Raw genomic sequence first — 24,234 nt, 5'->3', positions numbered from 1 at the left:
TCGTGGAGAACGGCCGGCGCCTCCTGTCGGGGAGGCGCCGGCCGCGAGGGGGGTGGATCAGCCCTTGCTGAGTGCCGCGTAGCGGAACTTGAACGAGGCGTCGAGGGTGTCCTCGGCTCCGCTCACGGTGCTGCCGACGACCGCGACCTGCGAGCCCTGCAGGTAGGGGACGGTCGAGAGCTGCGCCGCGACCTTCTCCTGGATCTGCTCGATCAGCGCGGTGCGCGCGTCGGCGTCGGTGGTCGAGACCTGCTGCGCGATCAGGCTCTGCACCTCGGCGTCGTCGAAGTGGTTCGCGAGGAAGTTCTCCTTGATGAAGAACGGCGAGAGGTAGTTGTCGGCGTCGGAGTAGTCGGGGAACCAGCCGAGCTGGTACGCCGGGTAGACGTCGCTCGAGCGGTCCTTCGAGTACTGCACCCACTCCGTGGTCTGCAGGTTCACGGTGAAGAGGCCGGTCGACTCCAGCTGGTCCTTGATCAGCGCGTACTCGTCGCCCGAGGACGGACCGTAGTGGTCGTTCGAGTACTGCAGGTTCAGGGTGACCGGAGCGGTGACGCCGGCGGCCTCGAGGGTCGCCTTCGCCTTGTCCGCGTCGGGCGCGCCGTTGCCGTCGCCGTAGAGCGACTTGAGCGGCTCGACCGCGCCGGTCAGGCCGGCGGGGACGTAGGAGTAGAGGGGGGTGTAGGTGCCCTTGTAGACCTGGTCGGCGATCTCGTCGCGGTCGATCAGGTCGGCGACGGCCTGGCGCACGGCGAGGGCCTTGGCGCTGTCGGCCTCGCCGGTCGTCGCACCGAAGGGCTGGGTGTCGAAGTTGAAGACGATGTAGCGGATCTCGCCGCCGGGGCCGTCCACGACCTTGACCGTGTCGTTGCCGCGGAGGTCGTCGATGTCCGTCGCCGAGAGGCTGCGGAACGCGACGTCGATGTTCCCCTCCTGGATGTCCAGCTTGAGGTTGGACGAGTCCGCGTAGTACTTGACGTTGACGGTGTCCGTCTTCGCCTCGCCGAGAACGCCCTGGTAGTCCGGGTAGGCCTTGTACTGGATGAGGTTGTTCACGTCGTAGTTCGCGATCGTGTACTGGCCGGCGAAGGCGTCGCCCGAGACGATGTCGGCGTCCGCGGTCAGCTCGTCGGCCGAGAAGACCTCCTCGTCCACGATCGGGCCGGCGGGGCTCGAGAGGATCTGCGGGAAGGTCTGGTCGTTCTCGGACTTCAGCGTGAAGACCACGGTCGTGTCGTCCGGAGCCGCGACGCTGTCGAGGTTCGCCAGGAGCGAGGAAGGGCCGTTCTCGGCCGCGATGCCGACCTGGCGGTCGAAGGAGAACTTCACGTCGGAGGAGGTGAGGTCGTGGCCGTTGGCCCACTTCAGTCCCTCCTTCAGCTTCACGGTGTACTCCGTGGGAGCGGTGAACTCCGCCGACTCGGCGATGTCGGGCTCGACGTCCGGGCTGCCGTAGGGGGTGTTCATCAGGAACGGGAACACCTGGTTCATCACGGCGAACGAGCCGTTGTCGTAGGAGCCCGCGGGGTCGAGCGTCGTGATCTTGTCGGTGGTGCCGATGGTCAGGGCCCCTCCGGCGCTTCCGCCGGACGAGTCGTTCCCGCCGGCGGCGCAGCCCGTCAGCACGAGCGCGACCGCGGCGAAGCCTGCGGCGGCGGCCAGTGCACGGGTGCCGCGAGTGGATGCGGAATTCATCTCCGTCTGCCTCTTCCTGTCAAGGATGGGATGCGGGCGCGCTCCGGGCGCGCGGACTCTCGGCACACAGATCTCCTGTGGGCTGTGGCGTCACGACACTGGACGCCCGCATTGCTGTTCCTCATAGGTAACACAGTTGGAAGCGCTCTCCGAACCGGCACGGGCGTGCGGCCCATTTCTTCACACGACCGCAACACGCTCACTCCGTGCGCAGCGCCCGCTTCTCGCGCTCGAGCTCGACCAGGCGCACCTGCACCGCGCGCGCCATCACCGGATCGGCGGACGCGCGCTGGAGCGCCCCGCGCAGCTCGGCGATCTCGCGGAGCAGGTCGCGCTCGATGAGCGAGATCGCCACGTCGCGGGAGTAGCGGGCGAGCCCCTCCTCATCGGCGGCCGGGATCGGCGCCACCGCGAGCTGGCGCACCAGCGAGGCGAAGGGACCGGGGACGTCGTCGGCGACGTGCTCGACCCAGTCGCGGTCCTCCGCCCGCTCGAGGTTCGCGACCACGGCGTCGCGGACCACGCGGAGGGTCTCGTTGGTGACCGCCGCGTGCGCCGCCCGGGCCAGGAGCTCCGGACCCATCGCCTGGGGCAGCTGGAGCATCGCCATCAGCGCCTCCCGCTCGATGCGCGTGACGACGTCGACGGGGAGGTCGGCGATGCGCGCGCCGAGGGGCGCCTCGGCCGCGGGTGATCCGCCGCCGCCCCGGCCGCCCTGCTGGTCGCGGCCGTCGGGTCCGGAGGAGCGGGGCCGGGATCCGGCGGAGCGCACGGAGGAGTTGACCTCGGCCATGTCCAGGCCGAGCATCCGGGCGAGCTCGCGGGAGTAGCCGGGCCGCAGCGCCGGGTCGCGGATCTCGGCGACGACCGGGGCGGCCGCGCGCAGGGCCGCGATCCGGCCCTCGACCGTCTCGAGGTCGTAGCGGTCCAGCAGCTGCCGGATCACGAACTCGAACATCGGCTTCTTGTCGTCGATGAGGCGGCGGACGGCGTCGTCTCCGCGGTTCAGGCGGAGGTCGCAGGGGTCCAGGCCCTCGGGCGCGACGGCGACGAAGGTCTGCGCGGCGAAGCGGTGCTCCTCCTGGAACGCGCGCATCGCCGCCTTCTGGCCCGCCGCGTCGGGGTCGAAGGTGAAGACGACCTCGCCGACGCCGCTGTCGTCACCCAGCACCCGGCGCAGCACCTTGATGTGGTCGACGCCGAAGGAGGTGCCGCAGGTGGCGACCGCGGTGGTGACGCCGGCGAGGTGGCAGGCCATGACGTCCGTGTAGCCCTCGACGACGACCACCCGGTGCCCGCGGGAGATGTCCCGCTTGGCGAGGTCGAGCCCGTAGAGCACCTGGGACTTGTGGTAGACGGGCGTCTCGGGGGTGTTGAGGTACTTGGGGCCCTTGTCCTCCTCGAGGAGGCGGCGGGCGCCGAAGCCGACGGTCTGGCCGGTCACGTCGCGGATCGGCCAGACGAGGCGGCCGCGGAAGCGGTCGTAGACGCCGCCGCGGTTGTTGCTGCTGACCAGGCCGGCCGTGGTCAGCTCCTCCTCCGAGAAGCCGCGGCGCTTGAGCGCGGTGGTGAGCCCGTCCCAGCCGTCGGGTGCGAAGCCGACGCCGAAGCGGTCGGCGGCGGCGCGGTCGAAGCCCCGCTCGCCGAGGAAGCGCCGACCGACGTCGGCGCCCGGGGTCGCGAGCTGCTCGCGGAAGTACTCCTCCGCGGCGTCGTTCGCGGCGAGGAGGCGCGCTCGCCCGCCGGTCTCGGGCGCGCGGCCGTCGCCGTCCTCGTACTGCAGCGGGAAGCCGATCCGCCCGGCGAGGCGCTCGACGGTCTCGCTGAACGAGCTGTGGTCCATCTTCATGACGAAGCTGTAGACGTCGCCCGACTCCTGGCAGCCGAAGCAGTGGTAGAAGCCGGCCTGCGGGCGGACGTGGAAGCTGGGGCTGCGCTCGTCGTGGAAGGGGCAGAGGCCCTTCAGCGAGCCGATGCCGGCCGACTTCAGCGTGACGTACTCGCCGATCACGTCGCCGATGTTCACCCGCGCCTTGACCTCCTCGACATCTGACTGTCGGATCCGAGGCATGGGGTCCATCGTATCGGCCGCCGGGGCCGCCGAGCCGGGGTGGGGAGAACTGCACCAGGGCGGCGCGGATCACCCCGAGACCTGTGATCCACCCGCACCCCGAGATCAGGGTCATCCCTGATCCGCACCCGCCCGCCGTCTCCGAGGATCGACCCATGCCCCCTGCCGCCTCCCGCCCGCCTCTCCTGCGTGCTCTGCTCGTCGCCCTGCTCGGCGGTCTCGTCCTGGGCGGGCTCACCAGCCTGCTGCAGGGCTCCCTCCCGCCGTCGGTGAGCTCGTTCGCCAACTCCTCCGGGGGCTGGTCCATGCTCGTGTTCGCGCTCGTGCGCCTCGGCGGCGCCCGACCGGCGGCGGCGACCGCTCTCGGCCTGCTGAGCTTCTGGGCTCTGCTCGAGGGCTACGACCTGGTGACCGCGGCGCGCGGCTTCGGCTACTCGCCTCCCTTCACGGACGTCTTCTGGCTGCTCGCCGTCCCCGCCGGGCCGATCCTGGGCGCCGCCGCCGCACTCACCCTCCACGGCTCGAGGACGTGGCGCGTCCTGGCTGTCGCGCCGCTCTCGGGCGTGCTGATCGGCGAGGGCGTCTGGGCGCTGGGCGTGGTCGCCGACACCACGAGTCCGGTGTACTGGTGGCTCCAGATCGTCCTGGGCGCGGGCTTCCTCGTCCTGGGCGTCGTGCGGAGGAGGCCGCGCGCACTCGTCTCGCTCGCGGCGCTCGGCGTCACCGCGGCGGCCGCCGTCGCCTTCTCCGTCGTCTACTCCGCGCTGTGAAGCGTTCGAGAGGGTCGTCGCGGACCCTCCGCGCACTCGCGGGTTCCGCCCTCCTCCTGGCCCTCGCCGGGTGCACCACCACCGCGGACGCCCCGGTCGCGCCGCCGTCGTCCGCCTCCGTGCCGTCGTCGGCGTCCTCCGCCACCCCTCCTCCGATCGACGTCTCCGCCGAGCTGGCCGTGCTCGAGAACGAGTTCGACGCCCGGATCGGCGTCAGCGCCGTCGACACCGGCTCGGGTCGCCGGGTCGATCACCGGGCCGACGAGCGCTTCGGCTTCGCCTCGAGCCTCAAATCCCTCGCCGCGGCGGAGTTCCTGCGCACCGTCCCCGCCGCCGAGCGGGACGAGGTGGTCACCTGGACCGTGGCCGACGTCGAGGCGGCGGGCTACTCCCCCGTCACGGAGGAGAGCACCGCCACCGGCCTGCCGCTGTCGCAGCTCGCCGAGGCGGCCGTCCGCCGGAGCGACAGCACAGCGCTGAATCTCGTCCTCCGGCGCCTCGGCGGACCCTCCGCCCTCGACCGAGGACTGGAGGCTCTCGGCGACACCACCACCGAGGTGGTGAACGAGGAGCCCGCTCTGAACACGATCGAGCCCGGCAGCATCGACGACACCACCACCCCGGCCGCGTTCACGGCGGACCTCGTCGCGGTCGCCACAGGTGACGTGCTGTCCGCGGAGGACCGGGCACTCCTGCTCGACTGGATGAGCGGCAACGCGACCGGCGACACTCTCGTCCGGGCGGGCGCTCCGGCCGGCTGGAGCGTCGCGGACAAGTCCGGGGGCGCCGGCGGGATCCGCAACGACGTCGCCGTGGTGACGCCTCCCGGGCGGGACGCGGTCGTGCTGTCGATCCTCTCGTCGCGCAACGACCCCGAGGCGGACTACGACGACGCGCTGGTCGCCCGAGCCGCGGCCGTCGTGCTGGGAGCCCTGCGGTAGCGTCCGCCCGGCGTCAGCAGTGCCGGTTCACGTAGCCCGGTGCGCCACGGGGGACGACGTCGCGGTCGCGGAGGGTGACCGAGATGCTCCGGCCCTGCGCGGCGCAGGCCTCGGAGTAGGCGGACCGGCCGTTGTCGGTGTACTCGATCTCGTAGACCTGGCGCCCGTAGACGTCCGTGTACGCCGCGCACTCGTCGTAGACCTGGCACTCCTCGACGACGGCGAAGTCGAAGCCGACCGTCCTCTTCCCGGCAGCGGCGAGATCGGCTCCGTTCTTCTGGCCGATCGCCAGGCCGGAGCGGTGAGCGCGCGCCGTCAGGAGGATGGCGAACGCCAGCGCCTGCGACTTCGTCAGCCTCCCGCCCGAGCGGGTGTAGCTGTCCAGATTATCGGCCTCGACGGCGTCGAAGCCGTCCTCGGCGCAGCCGTCGATCCAGGCGCCGACGATCGCGAGCAGAGCGGTCCGCTTCGCGGCGGTCGAGACGTCGAAGAGGTACTCGTCCGGCCAGCCCGGATCGGCGAGGGGCTTCCCGTCCGCTCGCCTCACCAGGAGCTCGGGGTGCCGCTTCGCGAAGGCGGCGCTCTCGCCGGGCTGGGTCTGGAAGGCGTTCACGTAGCAGATGCTGTAGCGGCCGGCGGCGGGCGCGTCCGTGCGGTCGCGGTCGACGATGGTGACGCTCGACGCCGGAGCGTAGGCGCCTCCCAGCTGGTAGTCGAGGACGCCGTTCGCGGGAGGGAGCAGCGGTGCCGCCGAGGCCGCGGCGGGCTGGACCAGCAGCAGCCCCGCGACGACCAGGGCGAGGAGGCCGAGACGCGGCCGACGCGGTCTCATCCGGGAGCTCCCGGCGTGCGCCCTGCGGCTCGCACGCCCGTGGCCGCCGGCAGCGCGCCGAGTGCGAGCTCGCCGATCACCGCGATGCGGTCCGCCGGTGCTCCGTCGCGGGCCTGCGTCGACATCCCGCTGAGCACGGCGACGACGAAGGCGGCGACGGATCCGGCGTCCGTCTCCGGCGGCACGTCGCCCTCCTCGATCCCGCGTTCGACCCGGGCAGCGACGAGCGCCTCCATTTCGCGGCGACGGGCCTCGAGCCGCGGCTCGCTCAGCACGAAGCAGCCGGCAGGAGTGCCGGGCGCGGAGTACCCCTCCGCACTGACGCGGACGACGGCGGCGACGGCCTCGCGCCCCGTCGGCCGGTGCGAGTACAGCATCGGCTTGCTCATCCCCGACCGTGCCGCGATGCGGTCGACCCGCGCTCCCGCCAGCCCGTGCGCCGCGAACTCCTCCGTCGCCGCCTCGAGGATCCGCTGCCGTGTCCGCTCCGCTCCCACGCCCTCACCGTACCCGCCGCCCCGCGCCCCTCCGCGCCTCGCGGTGCGGTGCACTCCCCGCCCTCCGAGCCGACCGGCCGACCCGCACACCAGCACATCGCCTCAGACGACGCACCCGGCTCCCTGGAACCCACCACCCCGACAAGCCGACCGCGGTGACGCCTGGCGGTGACCGGCGTGCCCCGGCACCGCTGAACGGCCGATCCGCGTCCCAGCGGATCGCCCCAGGCGGACGCACCCCGCTCCACGAAACGCACCACGTCGCCAAGCCGACCGCGCCACGCCGGGCAGGGACCGGCGTGGAATCGAGCACCGCCGACCGCGCCGAGCCAGGCAGAGACCGGCGTGCCACCGGCACCGCCGAACGGCCGATCCGCGTGCCAGCGGATCGCCCTAGGCGGACGCACCCCGCTCTACGAAACGCACCACCCCGAGAGGCCGACCGCGCCACGCCGGGCGAGGACCGGCGTGGAATCGAGCACAGCCGAACGGCCGATCCGCGTGCCAGCGGATCGCCCTAGGCGGACGCACCCCGCTCCACGAACCGCACCACCCCGAGAAGCCGACCGCGCCACGCCGGGCGAGGACCGGCGTGCAATCGAGCACAGCCGAACGGCCGATCCGCGTAACAGCGGATCGCCCTAGGCGGACGCACCCCGCTCCCTGGAACGCACCACCTCGGCAAGCCGACCGCGGTGACGCCGGGCAGGGACCGGCGGCACAGCTGAGCCGGGCGCCGCCCGGCTCAGCGCATCAGCACAGCCTCTCGAACCAGGCGAGGGCGCTCTGGTCGGTGAGGTTGGCGACCTGGTCGACGACGACGCGGCGGCGGGCGTCGTCGTCGTCGGGGGCGGCGTGCCAGTCCTCGGCGAAGCCGGGCTCGAGGGTTCCCGGGCCGCGGTCGAGGAGCGTGTCGGCGAGGCGGGTGAGGACTTCGCGCTGCTGGGCGTAGATGGGCTGGCGGGTGTTCCGCGACATCACGAACGTCGCGACGATCCCCTTGAGCACGGCGATCTCGGCCTGCTGCTCGCGGGGGACGACGACGTGGCCGCCGAAGCGGACGAGGTCGGGGTGCTGGTACGCCTCGCGGGTGGCCTCGGTGGCGGCGGCGGCGAAGCGGCCGATGAGCTGGCTGGTGAGGTTCTTGAGCCGGGCCTGGTCGCGGCGGGAGCCGTCCCAGGAGGAGACCCACACGTCGAGCGAGTCGAGACGGTCGAAGGCGGCGACGAGCTCGTCGTGTCCGACCTCCCCGCCGACCCAGGAGTGCATCGACTGCACGAGGTCCTCGTGGTCGGCGCGGGAGCCGAGTGCTTCGACGTCGATGTAGCCGGAGACCACCGCGTCCTCGAAGTCGTGCACGGAGTACGCGATGTCGTCCGAGAGGTCCATCACCTCGGCCTCGATGCAGCGCACCCCCTCGGGGGCGCCCTCGCGCATCCAGGCGAACGCGGGGGCGTCGTCGGCGTAGAAGCCGAACTTGGCGCGCCCCGACGGGTCGGCGACCGAGCGCGTGTCGGGCCAGGGGTACTTGCAGCTCGCGTCGATGCTGGCGCGGGTGAGGTTCAGCCCGTAGGGGCGGGCGTCGTCGCCGAACACCTTCGGCTCGAGCCGCGTGAGCAGCCGGAAGGTCTGCGCGTTGCCCTCGAAGCCGCCGATCCCCTCGGCCCAGATGTTGAGCGCGCGCTCGCCGTTGTGTCCGAACGGCGGATGCCCGATGTCGTGCGCGAGGCAGGCCGTGTCGACGACGTCGGGGTCGAGGTCGAGGCTCGTGGCGAGCTCCCGGCCGATCTGCGCCACCTCGAGCGAGTGGGTCAGGCGGTTGCGCGCGAAGTCGACGCCCGCCGTGGGGCTGAGCACCTGGGTCTTCGCGGCCAGGCGGCGGAGCGCGCTGGAGTGGAAGAGCCGGGCGCGGTCGCGGGCGAAGTCGGAGCGGCGGGTCGAGTGGTCCTCCGGCAGGAATCGCTCGGTGTCGACGAGCGAGTACCCCCAGAGCGCGCGGTCATCCACCGCTGTTGTGGATCTCGGCGGCCGAGACCGCGTCGCGCTGCCCGGCGTCGAGCTCGCGGGACTCGAGCCAGCGGTTCGGGAGGGAGGGGACCTTGGGCGAGCCGGCGCGGCCCCGCTGCCCCTCGGCCGCCTCGCCCGGGTAGGGCTGCGTCCAGTCGAGCGTCGCCAGGAGCTCGTCGAGCTGCGCGAGCGTCTCGACCGTGGCCAGGCGGGCGCGGAGGTCGCCGCCGACGGCGTAGCCCTTGAAGTACCAGGCGACGTGCTTGCGGATGTCGCGGCAGCCGCGCTCCTCGCTCTCGAAGAAGTCGACGAGCAGCTCCGCGTGGCGGCGGAACGCCTCGGCGACCTGCCCGAGCGAGGGGCGGAACCGCTCGTCGGAGCCGGCGAACGCGGCGGCGAGGTCGCCGAAGAGCCAGGGGCGCCCGAGGCAGCCGCGACCGACGACGACTCCGTCGCAGCCCGTCTCGGCCATCATCCGCAGCGCGTCCTCGGCCGACCAGATGTCGCCGTTGCCCAGCACGGGCACGCTCGTGACCGTCTCCTTGAGCGTGGCGATCGCCGACCAGTCAGCGTGCCCGCTGTAGAACTCGGAGGCGGTGCGCGCGTGCAGCGCGATCGACGCGACCCCGGCGCCCTCGGCGGCACGGGCGGCCTCGAGGTAGGTGAGGTGGTCCGGGTCGATGCCCTTGCGCATCTTGACGGTGAGCGGGACGTCGCCGGCGGCCTTCACGGCGCCCTCGACGATCTGCCGGAACAGCGGGAGCTTCCACGGCAGGGCCGCTCCCCCGCCCTTCCGGGTGACCTTGGGCACGGGGCAGCCGAAGTTGAGGTCGATGTGGTCGGCCCGGTCCTCGGCGACGAGCATGGTGACCGCCTCGGCGACCGTGACCGGGTCCACTCCGTAGAGCTGGATCGAGCGCACCGACTCGCTGGGGTGGTGGCGGATGAGGCGCATCGACTCCGGCGTGCGCTCGACGAGCGCGCGGGAGGTGATCATCTCGCTCACGTAGAGGCCGTTGCCGAACTCGCGGCAGAGGCGGCGGAACGCCGTGTTGGTGATGCCCGCCATGGGGGCGAGCACCACCGGCGCGTCGAGTTCGAGGGGGCCGATCCGGAGCGCCGGCGCGGTGCGCGCGGGCGGGGCGGCCGTGAGAATGGAGGACATCGGTATCGATTCTCCCAGATCCTGTGTTGGGGAAGGCGGAGTGACGAGCAGAGAGGCGGAGAGATGAACGGGAGCACACCTGTGGAGGACGGTTCGCAGCGGCTGGAGGCGGACGCGTCCGCCCGCGGCCTGGCGGTCGAGATCGTGGAGAGGCCCGCTGCCGGCAGCCTGCACGAGGCGGCCGCGCTGCTCGGCATCGAGCCCGGCGACATCGTGAAGTCGCTCGTGGTGAAGCGCCACGACGGCGGCTACCTGTTCGCCCTCGTCCCCGGCGGGCGGCAGATCGCGTGGCCGAAGCTGCGCGCGGTGGTCGGAGTGAACAAGCTCCGCCTCCCGGACGAGACGGCCGCCCTCGAGGCGACCGGCTACCGGCGCGGCACGATCACCCCGATCGGCTCCACGAAGGCCTGGCCGGTCTACGCCGACGAGCGGATCCTCGGCCGCCGCGTCGCGATGGGTGCGGGCGCCGACGGGCGCAGCGCCTTCGTCGACGCGGACGCCCTCGTGGCCGCCTACGGCGCGACCGTGGCCGACATCACCGTGGAGGAGCCTCCGCGCTGATCGGCGGCACCTCGGCCTGCGCTTCCGCGGCCTGCGGCACGGCGCAGACGCCGTCCTCGCACAGCGGCCCGCCGGAGTCGCCGAGCATCTCGAACGGCCCGCTCACGCGACGGCCGCCCGCTGCTCCAGCACGTGCTCGAGGACCTCGGTGAACGCCGCCGGCTCCTGGGCGCCGGAGACGCCGAAGCGCCCGTCGAGGACGAAGAACGGCACCCCCGAGATCCCGTACTCGCGGGCCTGGGCGATGTCGGACTGCACCCGCCCGAGGTAGCGCCGGTCCTCGAGAGCGCGGCGCGTCTCCGCCGGGTCGAGCCCGACCTCGCCGGCGAGCGAGGCGAGCACCTCCGGATCGGCCAGGTCGCGGCCCTCGACGAAGTACGCGCTCAGGAGACGCTCGACGAGCTCGAGCTGCAGTCCGTTCTCCTTGGCGTGGTGGAGCGCCTGGTGGGCGGTGACCGTCTTGACGTGGCGCACCGACTCGAAGTGGTAGTCGAGGCCGACGCTCGCCGCGATCGCCGTGACGGAGTCGAGCATCTGCTGCGCCTGCGCCTCCGGGATCCCCTTGTGCTCGGCGAGGAACGCCGCCTCTCCCCCGCGGTAGTCCTCCGGCGTGTCCGGCGAGAGCTCGAAGCTGCGGTACTCCACGACGACCTCCGGAGCCTCGGGGTGCGCGGCGCGGAAGGCCTCGAGCCCGCGCTCGAACCGGCGCTTCCCGATGTAGCACCAGGGGCAGGCGATGTCGGACCAGACGTCGACGGACAGGGGGCTCGGCTCAGCACTCACCCCCAGGACAACGGAGGGGGCGCCCCGCTATTCCCGCAGCACGCGGACGAGCTCGTCCACGTCGGACTCGTCGTTCCAGAGGTGGAAGGCGATGCGGAGCCGGCCGCCGCGGCCCGAGACGCGCAGACCCGCGGCCTGCAGCCGCTCCAGGTCCGCTCCCCCCTCGTCCGGCCAGGACACGAGCGCCCGGTGCTGAGGCTCCCGGTCCAGCCGCTCGCACAGCAGGTCGCCGAGGCCGGAGGCGTGCGCCCAGACCGCGTCGAGGTCGAGCGAGCGGAACAGGGCGAGCGACGCCTCGGCGCCGGCGAACGCCTGCCAGGCCGGCGAGACGTCGAAGCGGCGGGCGTTCTCGGCCAGGTGCATGGCCGGTCCGTAGCAGGACGACCACACGTCCTCCCCCGAGTACCAGCCCGCCTGCACGGGGACGAGCTCAGCCGCGTAGTCGGGCGAGACGGTGAGGAACGCCACTCCGCGCGGCGAGCACAGCCACTTGTAGGCGTGGGTGAGGGTCGCGTCGAAGCGGGAGGCGTCGACCGGCAGGACGCCGGCCGCCTGCGTCAGGTCGCACGCGGTCCGCACTCCGTGGCGCGCAGCCGCCTCGAGGACGGCGTCGAGATCGGCGAGCGCTCCGCTGCTGGACTGCACGGCGGAGAAGACGACGAGGTCGTCCCCGTCCTCGACGGAGTCGGCCAGCGCCTCGAGCGCGACGGAGCGCACGGTCACTCCGCGGTGCGCCTGGGCGAGGAAGGGGAACACGATGGAGGAGAAGTCGCCGTCCACGCAGAGCACGCGGGCCCCGTCGGGCAGCGAGGCGGCGAGCACGGCGGCCATGGCGGAGGTCTGCGAGCCGATGGCGACCCGGTCGACCGGAACGCCGGAGATCGCGGCGAACGAGGCACGCGCGCGCTCGGCGACAGCGCCGTAGGCGGCGGCCGTGCTCTCCCCGGACGACCAGCCGTCGAGGTCCGCCCGCAGCGCCTCGACGGTCTCCCGCGGCGGCAGACCGAGGGTGCAGGCGTTGTGGTAGCCGCGGGCACCGGCGAAGCGCGCGCGCAGGTCGGCGGAGTTCGGCAGTGCGGTGCTCACCTCTCGAGGATGACGCTCCGGAGCCGGATCGCCAAGACCGGGGAGCGACCGGGCGCGTCGGCGGCGGGCCCGGTCAGCGGGCGGCGAGGGCGTGCGCCTGCTCGAGCACGGCGACGACCTCGCGGGCCTCGCGGACGTCGACCGGCGAGGGAGCGCCGTCCTGGAGGGACCGCGCGTCCTGCTCGAGGAACGCGGCGTATCGTCCCCGCTCACTCGGCACGGGGTGTGCGCCGGAGTCGTCGACGAGGACGCCCCATCCCTCCGGCGCGACCTCGCCGAAGCCGTCGTCGTCCGGTCGGGCGCCGCCGGTGCGGAGCGCGGTCTCCTGCGGATCGAGACCGTCGACGCTGAAGGCGGCGCGGGTGCCGAGCACGCGGAAGCGGGGGCCGGTCGCCCGGGCGACGCGGCTCATGGTGAGGTGGGAGCGGACGCCGCTGTGATGCAGGAGCGAGACGAACGCGTCGTCCTCGCTCGCGGAGCCCTCATGGACGGTCCGGGTCTCGGCCGCCGTGACGACCGCCGGGCCGAACAGCAGCAGCGCCTGGTCGACCAGGTGGCTGCCGAGATCGAAGAGGATCCCGCCACCCTCGGCCGGACCCGTCTCGCTCTGCCACCGGCCCGTCTTCGGCGCGCTCCAGCGCTCGAAGGTCGACTCGAAGCGGAGGACCTCGCCGAGGACCCCTTCGCCCAGGAGGCGGCGGAGGGTGAGCAGATCGGCGTCCCAGCGCCGGTTCTGGAAGACGAAGACGGGCGCACCGCTCCGCTCGGAGGCGGTGATGATCGCATCCGCGTCGGCGGCGCTCGGTGCGAAGGGCTTGTCGATCACGACGGCGACACCGGCCTCGAGCACCCGGACGGCCTGCTCCCGGTGCACCGACGGCGGCGAGGCGAGCACGACCAGCTCCGGCCGCTCGGCGAGCACCGCGTCGAGGTCGGGCACGATCCGGGCCTCCGGATGCGCGGCGGAGGCCGCGGCCCTCCGACCGGCGTCGCGGGTGGAGACGGCGACGACCTCGAAAGCCGGGTCGGCCGCGAGGAACGGACCGTGGAAGACGCTGCCGGCGAGCCCGAAGCCGACGATCCCGGCCCGGATCACGAGGAGGCCCCCGGCACGTCGACCGCGCCGCCGAAGCGGCGGGAGCGGCCGGAGTAGTGCTCGATCGCGTCCCAGAGGTCGGTCCGCGTGAAGTCCGGCCAGAGCCGGTCGAGGAACACCATCTCGGCGTAGGCGCTCTGCCAGAGCAGGAAGTTGCTGGTGCGCTGCTCGCCGGAGGAGCGCACGAAGAGGTCGACGTCCGGCATCTCGGGCACGTAGAGCGCCTTGGCGATGGTCTTCTCGGAGATGCCGGAGGGCTTGAGCCGCCCCGCCTGGACCTCGGCGGCGAGCCGCTGCACCGCGTCGGCGATCTCGGTGCGCCCGCCGTAGTTGACGCACATGGTGAGGGTGAGCACGTCGTTGCCCGCGGTCATCCGCTCGGCGAACTGCAGCTCGTTGATCACCGACGCCCACAGGCGCGGCTTCCGCCCGGCCCAGCGGATGCGCACGCCCCACTCGTTGAGCTGATCGCGGCGGCGGTGCAGCACGTCGCGGTTGAAGCCCATCAGGAAGCGCACCTCCTCGGGCGAGCGCTTCCAGTTCTCGGTCGAGAACGCGTAGACGCTGAGGTGCTTCACGCCGATCTGGATCGCTCCGGCCACGACGTCCAGCAGCGCCGTCTCGCCGCGCTTGTGCCCCTCGATCCTCGTCAGGCCGCGGGAGTTCGCCCAGCGGCCGTTCCCGTCCATCACGATGGCGACGTGCCCCGGAACGGCCTTCCGCGGGATCGCGGGCGGGTGGATCCCGGTCCAGTCGAGAGGGCGGTACGGCTCGGCGTCCTTGTGGGTGAAGGGCTTCATCGGGTGACGTGCTCCAGGGATCTCAGACCGCGTTCGAGGTGGAACTGCGTGTAGGCGGCGACCACTCCGCTCGCCCGCGACCGCGTGGTCGGCTCGGTGGTCTCGGCGTGGGCCCAGTCTCCCGTGAGCAGCGCACCCAGCAGGACCACGACCTCCGGAGCGACCCGCGGTGCTCCGGGCGGCGTGCAGTCGGCGCAGACGACGCCTCCGAGCTGCACCACGACCGCGCCGTGGGGCCCGGGGGCGCCGCAGCGCGCGCAGTCCTCGAAGCTGGGCGCCCAGCCCGCGATCGAGAGCGCCCGCAGGAGGTAGGAGTCGAGCGTCAGCACCGGCTCGTGCTCGTGCTTCGAGAGCGATCGCAGGGCCCCGACGAGCAGCAGGTACTGCTGCAGGGAGGCGTCCGCGTCGGTGAGGCGGTCCGCCGTCTCGACCATCGCGCTCGCGGCCGTGTAGCTGTCGTAGTCGGCGGCGATCAGCGCACCGTAGGCGCCGAGCGACTCGGCCTGCGTGACGATGTCGAGGCTCCGGCCCTCGTAGAGCTGGAGGTCGGCGACCATGAACGGCTCGAGCCGCGAGCCGAACTTGGAGCCGGTCTTGCGCACGCCCTTCGCCACCGCGCGGATCTTGCCGTGGCTGCGCGAGAGCAGCGTCACGATGCGATCGGCCTCGCCCAGCTTGTGCGTGCGGAGCACCACGGCTTCGTCGCGATAGGTGGGCATCCACCGATTATCCCCCCGACCCCCGACACCCGGCTGGCAGCCCGGCCGGAGCAGGGCCCGCGCCGTGGAACGATGTCCGGGTGGCAGCCTCCCTCTTCGAGATCCCGGCCTGGGCCGACCTGCTCGCGATCGCCATCGGCTGCCTCCAGGGCGCGATGTTCGCGGGCGAGTTCCGCGACCGCCGGATCGACCTGCTCGGCGTCACGATCATCGGCACGGCCACCGGCCTCGGCGGCGGCGTGCTCCGCGATCTGCTGCTCCAGACGCCCCTGGTGGCCCTGCACACCGACGCGTACCTGATCGTCGCGGTGACCGCCTCCCTGCTCGGGATGCTGCTCCAGCACCTGCTGAACCGGGTCGACGGGACGATCACCGCCCTCGACGCGCTGACCCTCGGGCTCTTCGGCGCGATCGGCACCACGAAGGCCCTGTCGCTCGGCGTGCCGGAGGTGCCGGCCGTGTTCGTCGGCACCGTCTCGGCCGTCGGCGGATCCGTCGTCCGAGACATCCTGCTGAACCGGCCGATCGCGCTGATGCACGTCGGCTCGCTCTACGCGGTCGCCGCCTCGGTGGGCACCGGCGTCCTGGTCCTCGCGCTGCGCTTCGGAGTGACGATCGACTTCGCCGCGCCGCTCGCGGTGGGCGTGACCACGGTCATCCGCCTGCTCGCGGTCCGCTACGGCTGGAGCCTGCCCGAGCAGCGCGCGCTCAGCGGGGTGCCGCGCCTGCGCTGGCGCCGCCGGACCTAGCGGCGGCCGACCCGGACGCAGGGAGCGGAGTCCCGCGCGGTCCGCGCACGGGAACGCCGGGGGAGCCGCGACGCATCACGGCTCCCCCGGCGGGGATCGGGCCCGATCAGGCGGAGGCGCCGGCCAGCTCGCGGACCGGGACCTCCTCGCGCAGGGCGCGGTTGACGGCAGAGACGATGGCCTTGAGGGAGGCGGTCGAGATGTCGGCGTCCACGCCCACGCCCCACAGGGTGCGGCCGTTCACCGTGCACTCGACGTACGAGGCGGCCAGCGCGTCGCCGCCGGCGCTGAGCGCGTGCTCGACGTAGTCGAGGACCCGGACCTCGACGCCCTGCTGCTCCAGCACGGCCTCGAAAGCGTTGATCGGGCCGTTGCCCCGCGAGCTGGCCGAGACGCGCTCGTCGCCCACCCGGAGGACCGCGTCCAGCGCGATGCTGCCGCCCAGATCGCTCGACGTGTTCGTGCGCAGCAGCTCGAAGCGGCCCCACTTCTCGTCGGCGCGCTCGGCGGGCGCCGGCAGGTACTCGTCCTGGAACACCGTCCAGATCTGCTCGCTCGTGACCTCGCCGCCCTCGGCGTCGGTCTTGGCCTGCACGACGCCCGAGAACTCGATCTGCAGTCGGCGCGGCAGGTCGAGCGCGTGGTCCGTCTTCAGCAGGTACGCGACTCCGCCCTTGCCGGACTGCGAGTTGACGCGGATGACCGCCTCGTAGGAGCGGCCCAGGTCCTTCGGGTCCACCGGCAGGTAGGGCACGGCCCAGGTGAGCTCGTCGACGCTGCGGCCGGTCCGCTCGGCCTCGGCGTGCATCGCCTCGAAGCCCTTCTTGATGGCGTCCTGGTGCGAGCCGCTGAAGGCGGTGAAGACCAGGTCGCCCGCCCAGGGGCTGCGCTCGGGCACGGGCAGCTGGTTGCAGTACTCGGCGGTGCGCTTGATGCCGTCCATGTCGCTGAAGTCGATCTGCGGGTCGATCCCCTGGGTGAACAGGTTCACGCCCAGCGCGACCAGGTCGACGTTGCCGGTGCGCTCGCCGTTGCCGAAGAGGCAGCCCTCGATCCGGTCCGCGCCGGCCAGGTAGCCCAGCTCGGCGGCCGCCACGGCCGTGCCGCGGTCGTTGTGGGGGTGCAGCGACAGCACGATGTTCTCGCGCTGCGCGAGGTTGCGGCTCATCCACTCGATCGAGTCGGCGTAGACGTTCGGGGTGGCCATCTCGACGGTGGCGGGCAGGTTCAGGATGACCTTGCGCTCGGGAGTCGGCTCGAAGACCTCGACGACGCGATCGCAGATCTCGCGGGCGAAGTCGAGCTCGGTGCCGGTGTAGCTCTCGGGCGAGTACTCGTAGTAGACGGCCGTGCCGGGGACGGTCGACTCCATCTCGCGGCACTTGCGGGCGCCGGCCAGCGCGATGTCGATGATGCCCTGACGGTCCTTGCGGAACACGACCTCGCGCTGCAGCACGCTCGTGGAGTTGTAGAGGTGCACGATCGCCTGGCGCGCGCCGCGGATCGACTCGTAGGTGCGCTCGATCAGGTGGTCGCGGGCCTGGGTCAGCACCTGGATGGTGACGTCCTCGGGGATCGCGCCCTCCTCGATGAGGCTGCGCACGAAGTCGAAGTCGGTCTGGCTCGCGCTCGGGAACCCGACCTCGATCTCCTTGTAGCCCATCCGGACCAGCAGATCGAACATGATGCGCTTGCGCTCGGGGCTCATCGGGTCGATGAGCGCCTGGTTGCCGTCGCGGAGGTCCACGGCGCACCAGCGGGGCGCGGCGGTGATGCGCTTCGACGGCCAGGTGCGGTCGGGCAGGTCCACGGCGATCAGCTCGTGGAAGGGGCGGTACTTGCCGATCGGCATGGGCGACGGCTTCTGGTTGTTCAGCATGAGGTGCTCTCCCGGCGCAGTGGTGCGCACGTGTCTGTTCTCGCTCGTGACCGATCCCGCTCGCGTGCGGCTCCGCTGGTGGGCGGTGCCGGTCGGGCGGTCTCGCGGGGATCCGGATGCGGATCGACCTCGCGGGCGAGGGATGGTTCAGCCGACGACGGACTCCGCGACGAGGATGGCCTGAGGATCAGATCTCGTCGCGGCGGAGAAGGAGGAGCTGTCCGAAGCGCACCCGGTCAGGGTAGCACCGCCCCCGCGGCGCGTCACCCCGGCGTCCCGCGCTAGGAGACCAGGCCGTTCTCGTAGGCGTAGACCACCAGCTGCACGCGGTCGCGCAGGCCGAGCTTGCCGAGGGTGCGGCTGATGTGCGTCTTCACCGTCGCCTCGCTCAGGAACTCGGCGCGCGCGATCTCGGTGTTGCTCATCCCCCGCGCGGCCAGGTGGAAGATCTCGCGCTCGCGGTCGGTGAGGGTCGCGAAGGCGGGCGGGGTCTCCCGTCCGCTGCCCGCCGCTCCGAAGTGCTCGAAGAGCTCGCGGGTCGCGGAGGCGGCGACCACGGCGGTCCCCGCGTGCACGGTGCGGACGGAGGCGAGGAGGAAGCCGGGCTCCGTGTCCTTCAGGAGGAAGCCGCTCGCGCCCGCCCGGATGGCGCGCGCGGCCGCCTCGTCGAGGTCGAAGGTGGTCAGCACGAGAATGCGCGGAGGCTCGACCCGCCGCTCCTGCGCGTCCGCGAGGATCCGCCGGGTCGACTCGATCCCGTCGACGCCCGGCATCCGGATGTCCATCAGCACGACGTCGGGGGCCAGCCGCGCGACCAGCTCCGCGCCCTCCGCCCCGTCCGAGGCCTCCCCGACCACCTCGAGGTCGGGCTGCGAGCCGAGCAGCATGCGGATGCCGGCGCGGAAGAGGGCCTGGTCGTCGACGAGGACGAGGCGGATGGTGTCGGTCATGCGGGGCTGCCTCCGGAGGCGAGGGGTGGGGCGGTGCGGGCGAGGGACGGGGAGGAGGGCAGGCGCGCGTCGACGACGAAGTCGTCCCCGACCGGGCCGGCGGCGAGCACTCCCCCGACGAGCGCGGCGCGCTCGCGCATGCCGACCAGGCCGTGGCCCTCGCCCGGCAGGGAGTCGCGCTCGACGTCGGCGCACCGGGCGTTGCGCACGGTCAGGGCGAGCTCGCCGCCGTCCTGGCGCAGGGCGATGTCGAGCGGCGAGCCCGGGCGGCCGTGGCGGAGAGCGTTCGTGGTCGCCTCCTGGGCGATGCGGTACAGGGCCAGACCGACGGCGCGCGGCACCGCCTCCAGGTCGACGGCGAGCTCGGCGCGGACGGGGGCTCCCGCTCCGCCCACGCTGTCGAGGAGGGCCGGCAGGTCGCGGGCGCCGGGCTGCGGGCCGTCGCTCTGCGAGTGCCGCAGCTGGGCGAGGAGCACGCGCACGTCGCCGAGGGCGTCCCGGGCGACGGAGGAGATGGTCAGCAGCGCGGCGTCGGTCTGCTCGGGGCTGGTGGCGCCGAGGTAGCGCGCGCCGTCGGCCTGCGCGATCACGACGGCGAGGGAGTGGGCGACGACGTCGTGCATGTCGCGGGCGATCCGGTTGCGCTCCTCCACGGTGTCGAGCTCGCGCTGCGCCCGCGCGCGCTCCTGCTCGGCCTGCGCGCGCAGGGTCTGGCCCTCCCGCGCCCGGCGGACCGAGCGGGAGAGCAGTCCGATGGTCCAGGAGAGGCCGAGCGTCGCGAGGATCCCGCCGAAGGTGGCGCCGGCCGACAGCAGGCCGTCGTAGGCGCTCGCGACGAGGTCGAAGACGAGGACGAGGTAGACGACGGCGACCACGGCGCCGAGGACGGCCGACACCGCGCCCGCGATCCGCACCCGCCGCGACTCCGACGCGCCGGCGCCGAAGAGGACGGCCAGGATGGCCAGATCCGCGGGTCCGGGAGCGAGGCTCGCGCTCATCTGGAGGGCGGCACCGGCCCAGGCGATCGAGAGGGCGAGGACCGGGGACCGCCGGTGCAGCACCAGCGCGACCGCGAGCACGCCCGCGACCAGCAGCTGCATCGCGCCGTCCACCCCGGCGAACGGGAGGCCGGCGACGAGGAGGAGCACCAGCGCCTGACCACCGGCGACCCCCACCGCGAAGGGGTCCTGCGGACCGGCGACCCGGGTCAGCAGCGCGTCGATCCGATCGCCCGCGAGGACCGGCGCCCGCAGCGCGTTGAGGTACACGAGGACCTTCGCCGCACCGAGCACGGAGGCGACCGCGAGGGCGACCAGGGCGAGGACCACGAACTCCACGCGCGCCGGGAGCCCGGACGGATCGAGCGGGCCGGAGAGGCCGAGCGCGACGGTGACGCCGCCGATCCCGGCGAGGATCAGGCCGCCCGCGAGCGCCAGGGCACGGGTCCAGGGGCCCACCCGGCGGGTCGTCTGCCAGAGGACGACCAGGCCGACGAGCACCCCGTCGACGGGGACACCGCCGAGCAGGACGCCTCCGTCGGCGAGCGCGCCGACCGCGACGAGCGAGGGGGCGAGCGCGGGCAGGAATCCCGCGACGGCGAGGGCCAGCGCGAGCACGAGGCCGCCGGCGATCCGCTCGGTCGGAGTGACCCCGGTGAGCCCGAGCAGCAGGTGGAGGGCGGCGAGCAGCGCCCCGGCGATCGGCAGGGCCGCCGGTCGGTCGAGGAGGGCGCGCATGAGGACCACGCTACGGGTCCGCGCGCCCGGGGGCGTCGTCCTGGAGGGTGACCGCGGTCGTCCTCCGGCGTCAGAAGCCCAGGCGCCCCAGCAGCTTCGGGTCGCGCTGCCACTCCTTGGCGACCTTCACCCGGATGGAGAGGAACACGCGGCGGCCCAGCAGGCGCTCGATCTGCTCGCGGGAGACGGCTCCCACCTCGCGCAGGCGCTGGCCGCCCTTGCCGATGATGATGCCCTTCTGGCTGTCGCGCTCCACGAAGACGTTGGCGTAGATGTCGATCAGCGAGCCGTCCTCGCGCTCGACCATGTCGTCGAGCGTCACGGCGAGGGAGTGCGGCAGCTCGTCCGAGACGCCCTCGAGGGCGGCCTCGCGGATGAACTCGGCGATCCGCGAGGACAGGTCCTCGTCGGTCACCGCCTCCTCCGGGTAGAGGGCGGGCGAGACCGGCATCAGGCGCAGGAGCTCGACGGCCAGGACGTCCAGCTGCTCCTCGGTCACGGCCGAGATCGGCACGATCGTGTCCCACTCGCGCAGCTCCGAGACGGCGAGCAGCTGCTTCGCCACGGACTTCTTCGAGGAGAGGTCGACCTTCGAGACGATCGCGACCTTCCGGGCGCGCGGGAAGGAGTCGAGCTGCTCGTTGATGAAGCGGTCTCCGGGGCCGATCGGCTCGTCCGCCGGGAACAGCATCCCGATGACGTCGACGTCGCCGAGGGTCGAGGTGACGAGCGAGTTCAGCCGCTCGCCGAGAAGCGTGCGCGGCCGGTGGATGCCGGGGGTGTCGACGACGATCAGCTGGCCGTCGGTGCGGTGCACCACTCCGCGGATAGCGCGCCGCGTGGTCTGGGGCTTCGAGCTCGTGATGGCGATCTTCTCGCCGACGAGGGCGTTCGTGAGCGTCGACTTGCCCACGTTCGGGCGGCCGACGAAGGACACGAAGCCCGCCCGGTAGGGAGCGGCGGCGGGAGTGGTGTCGGTCATCGTGCGTCCTCGTGCTGATCGCCCGTGGCTCCGCGGGTGGGAGCCGTGCTCGGGCTGGGGGTGGTGGTGCCGCCGTCCGCGATGATCGCGACGGGGCCGGTGCCGGGCTCGCCGGCGGTGTCCAGATCGGGATCGCGGCGGACGATCACCGTGGAGATGGTCCCACGGCGCGGGTCCGCCTGCTCGGCCTCGAGCAGCACTCCGCCGATCCGCGCCGTCGCGCCGCGCTCGGGGAGGCGCCCGTAGGCCTTGGTCAGCAGTCCGCCGACCGAGTCGACGTCGTCGTCCTCGAGGTCGAGCTCGAACAGCTCGCCGAGCTCGTCCACCGGCAGGCGCGCCGAGACGCGGTAGACCCCGGGCGCCGTCTCCTCGAAGAGGTCGACCTCGCGGTCGTACTCGTCGGAGATGTCGCCGACGAGCTCCTCGATCAGGTCCTCCAGCGTCACCAGGCCCGCGATGCCGCCGTACTCGTCGACCACCATCGCGAGGTGGTTGGACTCGAGCTGCATCTGGCGGAGCAGCTCGTCGGCCTTCTTCGACTCGGGCACGAACAGCGCGGGGCGCGCGAGATCGGCGACCGTGTCGTCGTCGTCCGGCCGCTCGTAGGTGTGCCGGGCCACGTCGCGCAGGTAGAGCACGCCGAGGACGTCGTCGACGCCGTCGCCGATGACGGGGAGCCGGGAGATGCCGCGGCTCAGCAGGAGCCCCATGCCGGCGCCGACGGAGGAGGTCGCCTCGATCGTCACCATGTCGGTGCGGGGCACCATCACCTCGCGCACGAAGGTGTCGTTGAACTCGAAGATCGAGTGGATCAGCTCGCGGTCGTCCTGCTCGAGCACGTCCTGCTCCGTCGCCTCGTCGACCATGCTGAGCAGCTGCTCCTCGGAGGAGAACCCCGCCGAGCGCCCGGTCCCCGGCGTCACCCGGTTGCCGAGAGCCACGAGCCCGTGCGCGACCGGGCCCAGCGCGAGCCGGAGCACGTGCACGAGCGAGGCGCTGGTGGACAGGACCGCACGCGCGTTCGCGCGCCCGACGCTGCGGGGGCTGGAGCCGACCAGGACGAACGAGACCGCCGCCATGATCAGGACCGCCAGCAGGAGCGCGAGCCAGAGCTGCGGGACCTCGACGACCAGCACCGTGGTGACGAACACCGCGGCCGTCGTCTCGGCCGCGATCCGCGAGAAGTTGACGACGTTGACGTGGGCGCTCATGTCGCCCGCGATCGCGCGGAGAGCGCGGGCGCTGCGGGAGTGCTGGGCCATGTCGAGCAGGTCGCTGCGCGAGAGGACGCCGAGTGCGGCGTCGGTCGCGGCGAACCAGCCGCCGACGGCGACGAGCGCGAGGGCGGCGATGAGGAGCTGGAGAGTGGGCACGGCGCGCTCTAGCGGCGTCGCTCGCTGATGTGGAAGCCGACCAGGATGTCGCGCTGGATGCCGAACATCTCGCGCTCCTCCTCCGGCTCGGCGTGATCGAAGCCGAGCAGGTGCAGGAGCCCGTGGGCGGTCAGCAGCTGCAGCTCGTCGAGCACGGAGTGGCCGGCCGACTCGGCCTGGGACTGCGCGACCTGCGGGCAGAGCACGATGTCGCCGAGGAGCCCCGCGGGGGTCTGCTCGTCCTCGGTCCCGGGCCGCAGCTCGTCCATCGGGAAGCTGAGCACGTCGGTCGGCCCCGGCTCGTCCATCCACTGCACGTGCAGCTGCTCCATCGCGCCCTCGTCGACCAGCACGATCGCGAGCTCGGCGTCGGGGTGCACGTGGAGCGAGTCGAGCGCGTAGCCGGCGAGGCGCAGCAGGGCGGCCTCGTCGACGGGGACGCTCGACTCGTTGTTGATCTCGATGCTCACGGGGGCGGGTCTTCCTTCGGTTCGGGAGGGGCGGGCGGGCTCAGCCGCGCGGAGGCTGGCGGTCGCCGGGCGGGCGGGCGGCCTGGCCGCGGCGCTCGGCGCGGTTCGCGAACTCCCGGGCCTGCTCGCGCTCGAAGTGCTGCGCCTGCTTCTGCTGGTCGTACTCGGTGTACGCGTCCACGATGCGGCCGACCAGGCTGTGGCGCACCACGTCCTCGCTGGTCAGGCGCGAGAAGTGGATGTCGTCGATGCCGTCGAGCACGCGCGTCACGAGGCGGAGTCCGCTCGCGCCGGTCGGCAGGTCGACCTGGGTGATGTCGCCGGTGACGACCATCTTGGAGCCGAAGCCGAGGCGGGTGAGGAACATCTTCATCTGCTCGGGCGTCGTGTTCTGCGCCTCGTCGAGCACGACGAACGAGTTGTTGAGCGTGCGCCCGCGCATGTAGGCGAGCGGTGCGACCTCGATCGTGCCGGCCGCGAGCAGCTTCGGGACGATCTCTGGGTCCATCATCTCGTTCAGCGCGTCGTAGAGCGGGCGCAGGTACGGGTCGATCTTGTCGGTGAGCGAGCCTGGCAGGTAGCCCAGCCGCTCCCCCGCCTCGACCGCCGGGCGGGTCAGGATGATCCGCTCGACCTCCTTGCGCTGCAGCGACTGCACGGCCTTCGCCATCGCCAGGTAGGTCTTGCCGGTTCCGGCCGGGCCGATGCCGAAGACGATGGTGTTCTGATCGACCGCGTCGACGTACTCGCGCTGCCCGAGCGTCTTGGGCCTCACGCTCCGTCCGCGTGCCGTGAGGATGGCCTGGCCGAACGCCTCGGCCGGGCTCACCGGCCCGCCGTTCTGCAGGATGCGGGCGGACTCGCGCACGCCCTCCGGGTCGAGATCGTGCCCGCTCGCGGTCATGCGCACCAGTTCTTCCACCAGGCGCGTCGCCGCGGCGACGGGCTCGCGCTCGCCGTCGAGCGTCACCTCGTTGCCGCGCACGTGCACCCGGACATCGGGGAATCGTCCTTCGACCGCTCGGATGAGGCGGTCCTGGGGTCCGAGGAGGCGCACCATCGCGACTCCGTC

At 72.7% G+C, this 24,234-nt stretch carries 22 protein-coding genes; 4 read left to right on the top strand and 18 right to left on the bottom strand.

All coding sequences use genetic code 11. The annotated features are described in order from the left end of the window. Positions 1–57: 57 nt before the first annotated feature. Both C5C82_RS00590 and dnaG read right to left on the bottom strand, forming a co-directional pair. A complete protein-coding gene (locus C5C82_RS00590) occupies positions 58–1,695 on the bottom strand; it encodes an ABC transporter substrate-binding protein (RefSeq protein ID WP_104223443.1) in 1,638 nt (545 codons plus the stop codon). 199 nt (positions 1,696–1,894) lie between these two features. Beyond that, positions 1,895–3,766, bottom strand: a complete 1,872-nt coding sequence (dnaG, locus tag C5C82_RS00585; protein WP_104354457.1) for a DNA primase — start codon at positions 3,764–3,766, stop codon at positions 1,895–1,897. Positions 3,767–3,921: 155 nt separating this feature from the next. Here dnaG and C5C82_RS00580 point away from each other — a divergent pair, with 155 nt between their 5' ends. Continuing rightward, on the top strand, positions 3,922–4,536 hold the full coding sequence (locus C5C82_RS00580) for a DUF6518 family protein (RefSeq protein ID WP_104354456.1): 615 nt from the start codon (positions 3,922–3,924) through the stop codon (positions 4,534–4,536). Beyond that, entirely contained in the window at positions 4,533–5,477 is a 945-nt protein-coding gene (bla, locus tag C5C82_RS00575; protein WP_104354455.1) for a class A beta-lactamase, read from the top strand. Before C5C82_RS00580 ends, bla begins: the two co-directional genes overlap by 4 nt. A gap of 13 nt (positions 5,478–5,490) precedes the next feature. Here the strand turns inward: bla and C5C82_RS00570 are convergent, their stop codons facing one another. The 4 genes from C5C82_RS00570 to dusB form a co-directional block, all read right to left on the bottom strand. Further along, on the bottom strand, positions 5,491–6,309 hold the full coding sequence (locus tag C5C82_RS00570) for an endo alpha-1,4 polygalactosaminidase (RefSeq protein ID WP_104354454.1): 819 nt from the start codon (positions 6,307–6,309) through the stop codon (positions 5,491–5,493). Then, positions 6,306–6,806 carry a TetR family transcriptional regulator gene (locus tag C5C82_RS17905; RefSeq protein WP_181134385.1) on the bottom strand — a complete coding sequence of 167 codons (501 nt, stop codon included), beginning with the start codon at positions 6,804–6,806 and terminating at the stop codon, positions 6,306–6,308. The genes C5C82_RS00570 and C5C82_RS17905 overlap by 4 nt, the downstream gene beginning before the upstream one ends. Positions 6,807–7,559: 753 nt before the next feature. Next, entirely contained in the window at positions 7,560–8,813 is a 1,254-nt protein-coding gene (locus C5C82_RS00560; RefSeq protein ID WP_104354452.1) for a deoxyguanosinetriphosphate triphosphohydrolase, read from the bottom strand. Further along, entirely contained in the window at positions 8,806–9,978 is a 1,173-nt protein-coding gene (dusB, locus tag C5C82_RS00555; protein ID WP_104354451.1) for a tRNA dihydrouridine synthase DusB, read from the bottom strand. Before dusB ends, C5C82_RS00560 begins: the two co-directional genes overlap by 8 nt. A 63-nt stretch (positions 9,979–10,041) precedes the next feature. Here dusB and C5C82_RS00550 point away from each other — a divergent pair, with 63 nt between their 5' ends. Beyond that, positions 10,042–10,539, top strand: coding sequence for an aminoacyl-tRNA deacylase (locus C5C82_RS00550; protein WP_104295883.1), 498 nt, complete (start codon positions 10,042–10,044; stop codon positions 10,537–10,539). A 102-nt stretch (positions 10,540–10,641) separates the two neighbouring features. On the opposite strand, the gene C5C82_RS00545 is transcribed toward C5C82_RS00550, so the two are convergent. The 5 genes from C5C82_RS00545 to recO all read right to left on the bottom strand — a co-directional run bounded on the left by C5C82_RS00545 (position 10,642) and on the right by recO (position 15,023). Beyond that, the gene (locus tag C5C82_RS00545) at positions 10,642–11,322 is read right to left on the bottom strand and encodes a DsbA family protein (RefSeq protein ID WP_104238217.1); all 681 of its coding nucleotides are present in this window, start codon (positions 11,320–11,322) and stop codon (positions 10,642–10,644) included. Positions 11,323–11,349: 27 nt separating this feature from the next. Then, positions 11,350–12,408 carry an aminotransferase class V-fold PLP-dependent enzyme gene (locus tag C5C82_RS00540; protein WP_104295882.1) on the bottom strand — a complete coding sequence of 353 codons (1,059 nt, stop codon included), beginning with the start codon at positions 12,406–12,408 and terminating at the stop codon, positions 11,350–11,352. A gap of 73 nt (positions 12,409–12,481) precedes the next feature. After that, on the bottom strand, positions 12,482–13,504 hold the full coding sequence (locus tag C5C82_RS00535; protein ID WP_104354450.1) for a Gfo/Idh/MocA family oxidoreductase: 1,023 nt from the start codon (positions 13,502–13,504) through the stop codon (positions 12,482–12,484). Further along, entirely contained in the window at positions 13,501–14,304 is an 804-nt protein-coding gene (locus C5C82_RS00530) for an isoprenyl transferase (RefSeq protein ID WP_104295880.1), read from the bottom strand. Before C5C82_RS00530 ends, C5C82_RS00535 begins: the two co-directional genes overlap by 4 nt. Further along, positions 14,301–15,023 carry a DNA repair protein RecO gene (gene recO / locus C5C82_RS00525; RefSeq protein ID WP_104223431.1) on the bottom strand — a complete coding sequence of 241 codons (723 nt, stop codon included), beginning with the start codon at positions 15,021–15,023 and terminating at the stop codon, positions 14,301–14,303. The genes C5C82_RS00530 and recO overlap by 4 nt, the downstream gene beginning before the upstream one ends. Positions 15,024–15,103: 80 nt before the next feature. Between recO and C5C82_RS00520 the strand changes: the two genes are divergently transcribed. Next, positions 15,104–15,772 carry a trimeric intracellular cation channel family protein gene (locus tag C5C82_RS00520; protein ID WP_104223430.1) on the top strand — a complete coding sequence of 223 codons (669 nt, stop codon included), beginning with the start codon at positions 15,104–15,106 and terminating at the stop codon, positions 15,770–15,772. Between the two features lie 106 nt (positions 15,773–15,878). On the opposite strand, the gene leuA is transcribed toward C5C82_RS00520, so the two are convergent. The 7 genes from leuA to C5C82_RS00485 all read right to left on the bottom strand — a co-directional run bounded on the left by leuA (position 15,879) and on the right by C5C82_RS00485 (position 24,222). Then, entirely contained in the window at positions 15,879–17,651 is a 1,773-nt protein-coding gene (gene leuA, locus C5C82_RS00515) for a 2-isopropylmalate synthase (protein ID WP_104234458.1), read from the bottom strand. 281 nt (positions 17,652–17,932) lie between these two features. Then, on the bottom strand, positions 17,933–18,601 hold the full coding sequence (locus tag C5C82_RS00510) for a response regulator transcription factor (RefSeq protein WP_104234459.1): 669 nt from the start codon (positions 18,599–18,601) through the stop codon (positions 17,933–17,935). Next, a complete protein-coding gene (locus C5C82_RS00505) occupies positions 18,598–20,337 on the bottom strand; it encodes a sensor histidine kinase (RefSeq protein ID WP_146078490.1) in 1,740 nt (579 codons plus the stop codon). Before C5C82_RS00505 ends, C5C82_RS00510 begins: the two co-directional genes overlap by 4 nt. Before the next feature lie 70 nt (positions 20,338–20,407). Then, positions 20,408–21,319, bottom strand: a complete 912-nt coding sequence (gene era / locus C5C82_RS00500; RefSeq protein WP_104223426.1) for a GTPase Era — start codon at positions 21,317–21,319, stop codon at positions 20,408–20,410. Further along, positions 21,316–22,692 (bottom strand): hemolysin family protein, encoded by a 1,377-nt coding sequence (locus C5C82_RS00495; protein ID WP_104223425.1) that lies wholly within the window; start codon positions 22,690–22,692, stop codon positions 21,316–21,318. The genes era and C5C82_RS00495 overlap by 4 nt, the downstream gene beginning before the upstream one ends. 8 nt (positions 22,693–22,700) lie before the next feature. Further along, a complete protein-coding gene (ybeY, locus tag C5C82_RS00490) occupies positions 22,701–23,162 on the bottom strand; it encodes an rRNA maturation RNase YbeY (protein WP_104223424.1) in 462 nt (153 codons plus the stop codon). Between the two features lie 40 nt (positions 23,163–23,202). Further along, positions 23,203–24,222, bottom strand: a complete 1,020-nt coding sequence (locus C5C82_RS00485) for a PhoH family protein (protein WP_104225204.1) — start codon at positions 24,220–24,222, stop codon at positions 23,203–23,205. Between the last annotated feature and the right edge of the window lie 12 nt (positions 24,223–24,234).

Source organism: Rathayibacter sp. AY1D5, assembly GCF_002932515.1.
Classification (GTDB): Bacteria; Actinomycetota; Actinomycetes; order Actinomycetales; family Microbacteriaceae; genus Rathayibacter.
The sequence above is the reverse complement of the archived record's forward strand: the minus strand, read 5'-3'. Positions and strand labels throughout refer to the sequence as shown.

Bases quoted from the DNA above. Each gene is read 5' to 3' on its own strand.
- C5C82_RS00590 (WP_104223443.1), bottom strand. From the start codon at position 1,695: ATGAATTCCGCATCCACTCGCGGCACCCGTGCACTGGCCGCCGCCGCA.
- dnaG (WP_104354457.1), bottom strand. From the start codon at position 3,766: ATGCCTCGGATCCGACAGTCAGATGTCGAGGAGGTCAAGGCGCGGGTG.
- C5C82_RS00580 (WP_104354456.1), top strand. From the start codon at position 3,922: ATGCCCCCTGCCGCCTCCCGCCCGCCTCTCCTGCGTGCTCTGCTCGTC.
- C5C82_RS00570 (WP_104354454.1), bottom strand. From the start codon at position 6,309: ATGAGACCGCGTCGGCCGCGTCTCGGCCTCCTCGCCCTGGTCGTCGCG.
- dusB (WP_104354451.1), bottom strand. From the start codon at position 9,978: ATGTCCTCCATTCTCACGGCCGCCCCGCCCGCGCGCACCGCGCCGGCG.
- C5C82_RS00550 (WP_104295883.1), top strand. From the start codon at position 10,042: ATGAACGGGAGCACACCTGTGGAGGACGGTTCGCAGCGGCTGGAGGCG.
- C5C82_RS00530 (WP_104295880.1), bottom strand. From the start codon at position 14,304: ATGAAGCCCTTCACCCACAAGGACGCCGAGCCGTACCGCCCTCTCGAC.
- recO (WP_104223431.1), bottom strand. From the start codon at position 15,023: ATGCCCACCTATCGCGACGAAGCCGTGGTGCTCCGCACGCACAAGCTG.
- leuA (WP_104234458.1), bottom strand. From the start codon at position 17,651: ATGCTGAACAACCAGAAGCCGTCGCCCATGCCGATCGGCAAGTACCGC.
- C5C82_RS00510 (WP_104234459.1), bottom strand. From the start codon at position 18,601: ATGACCGACACCATCCGCCTCGTCCTCGTCGACGACCAGGCCCTCTTC.
- C5C82_RS00505 (WP_146078490.1), bottom strand. From the start codon at position 20,337: ATGCGCGCCCTCCTCGACCGACCGGCGGCCCTGCCGATCGCCGGGGCG.
- era (WP_104223426.1), bottom strand. From the start codon at position 21,319: ATGACCGACACCACTCCCGCCGCCGCTCCCTACCGGGCGGGCTTCGTG.
- C5C82_RS00485 (WP_104225204.1), bottom strand. From the start codon at position 24,222: ATGGTGCGCCTCCTCGGACCCCAGGACCGCCTCATCCGAGCGGTCGAA.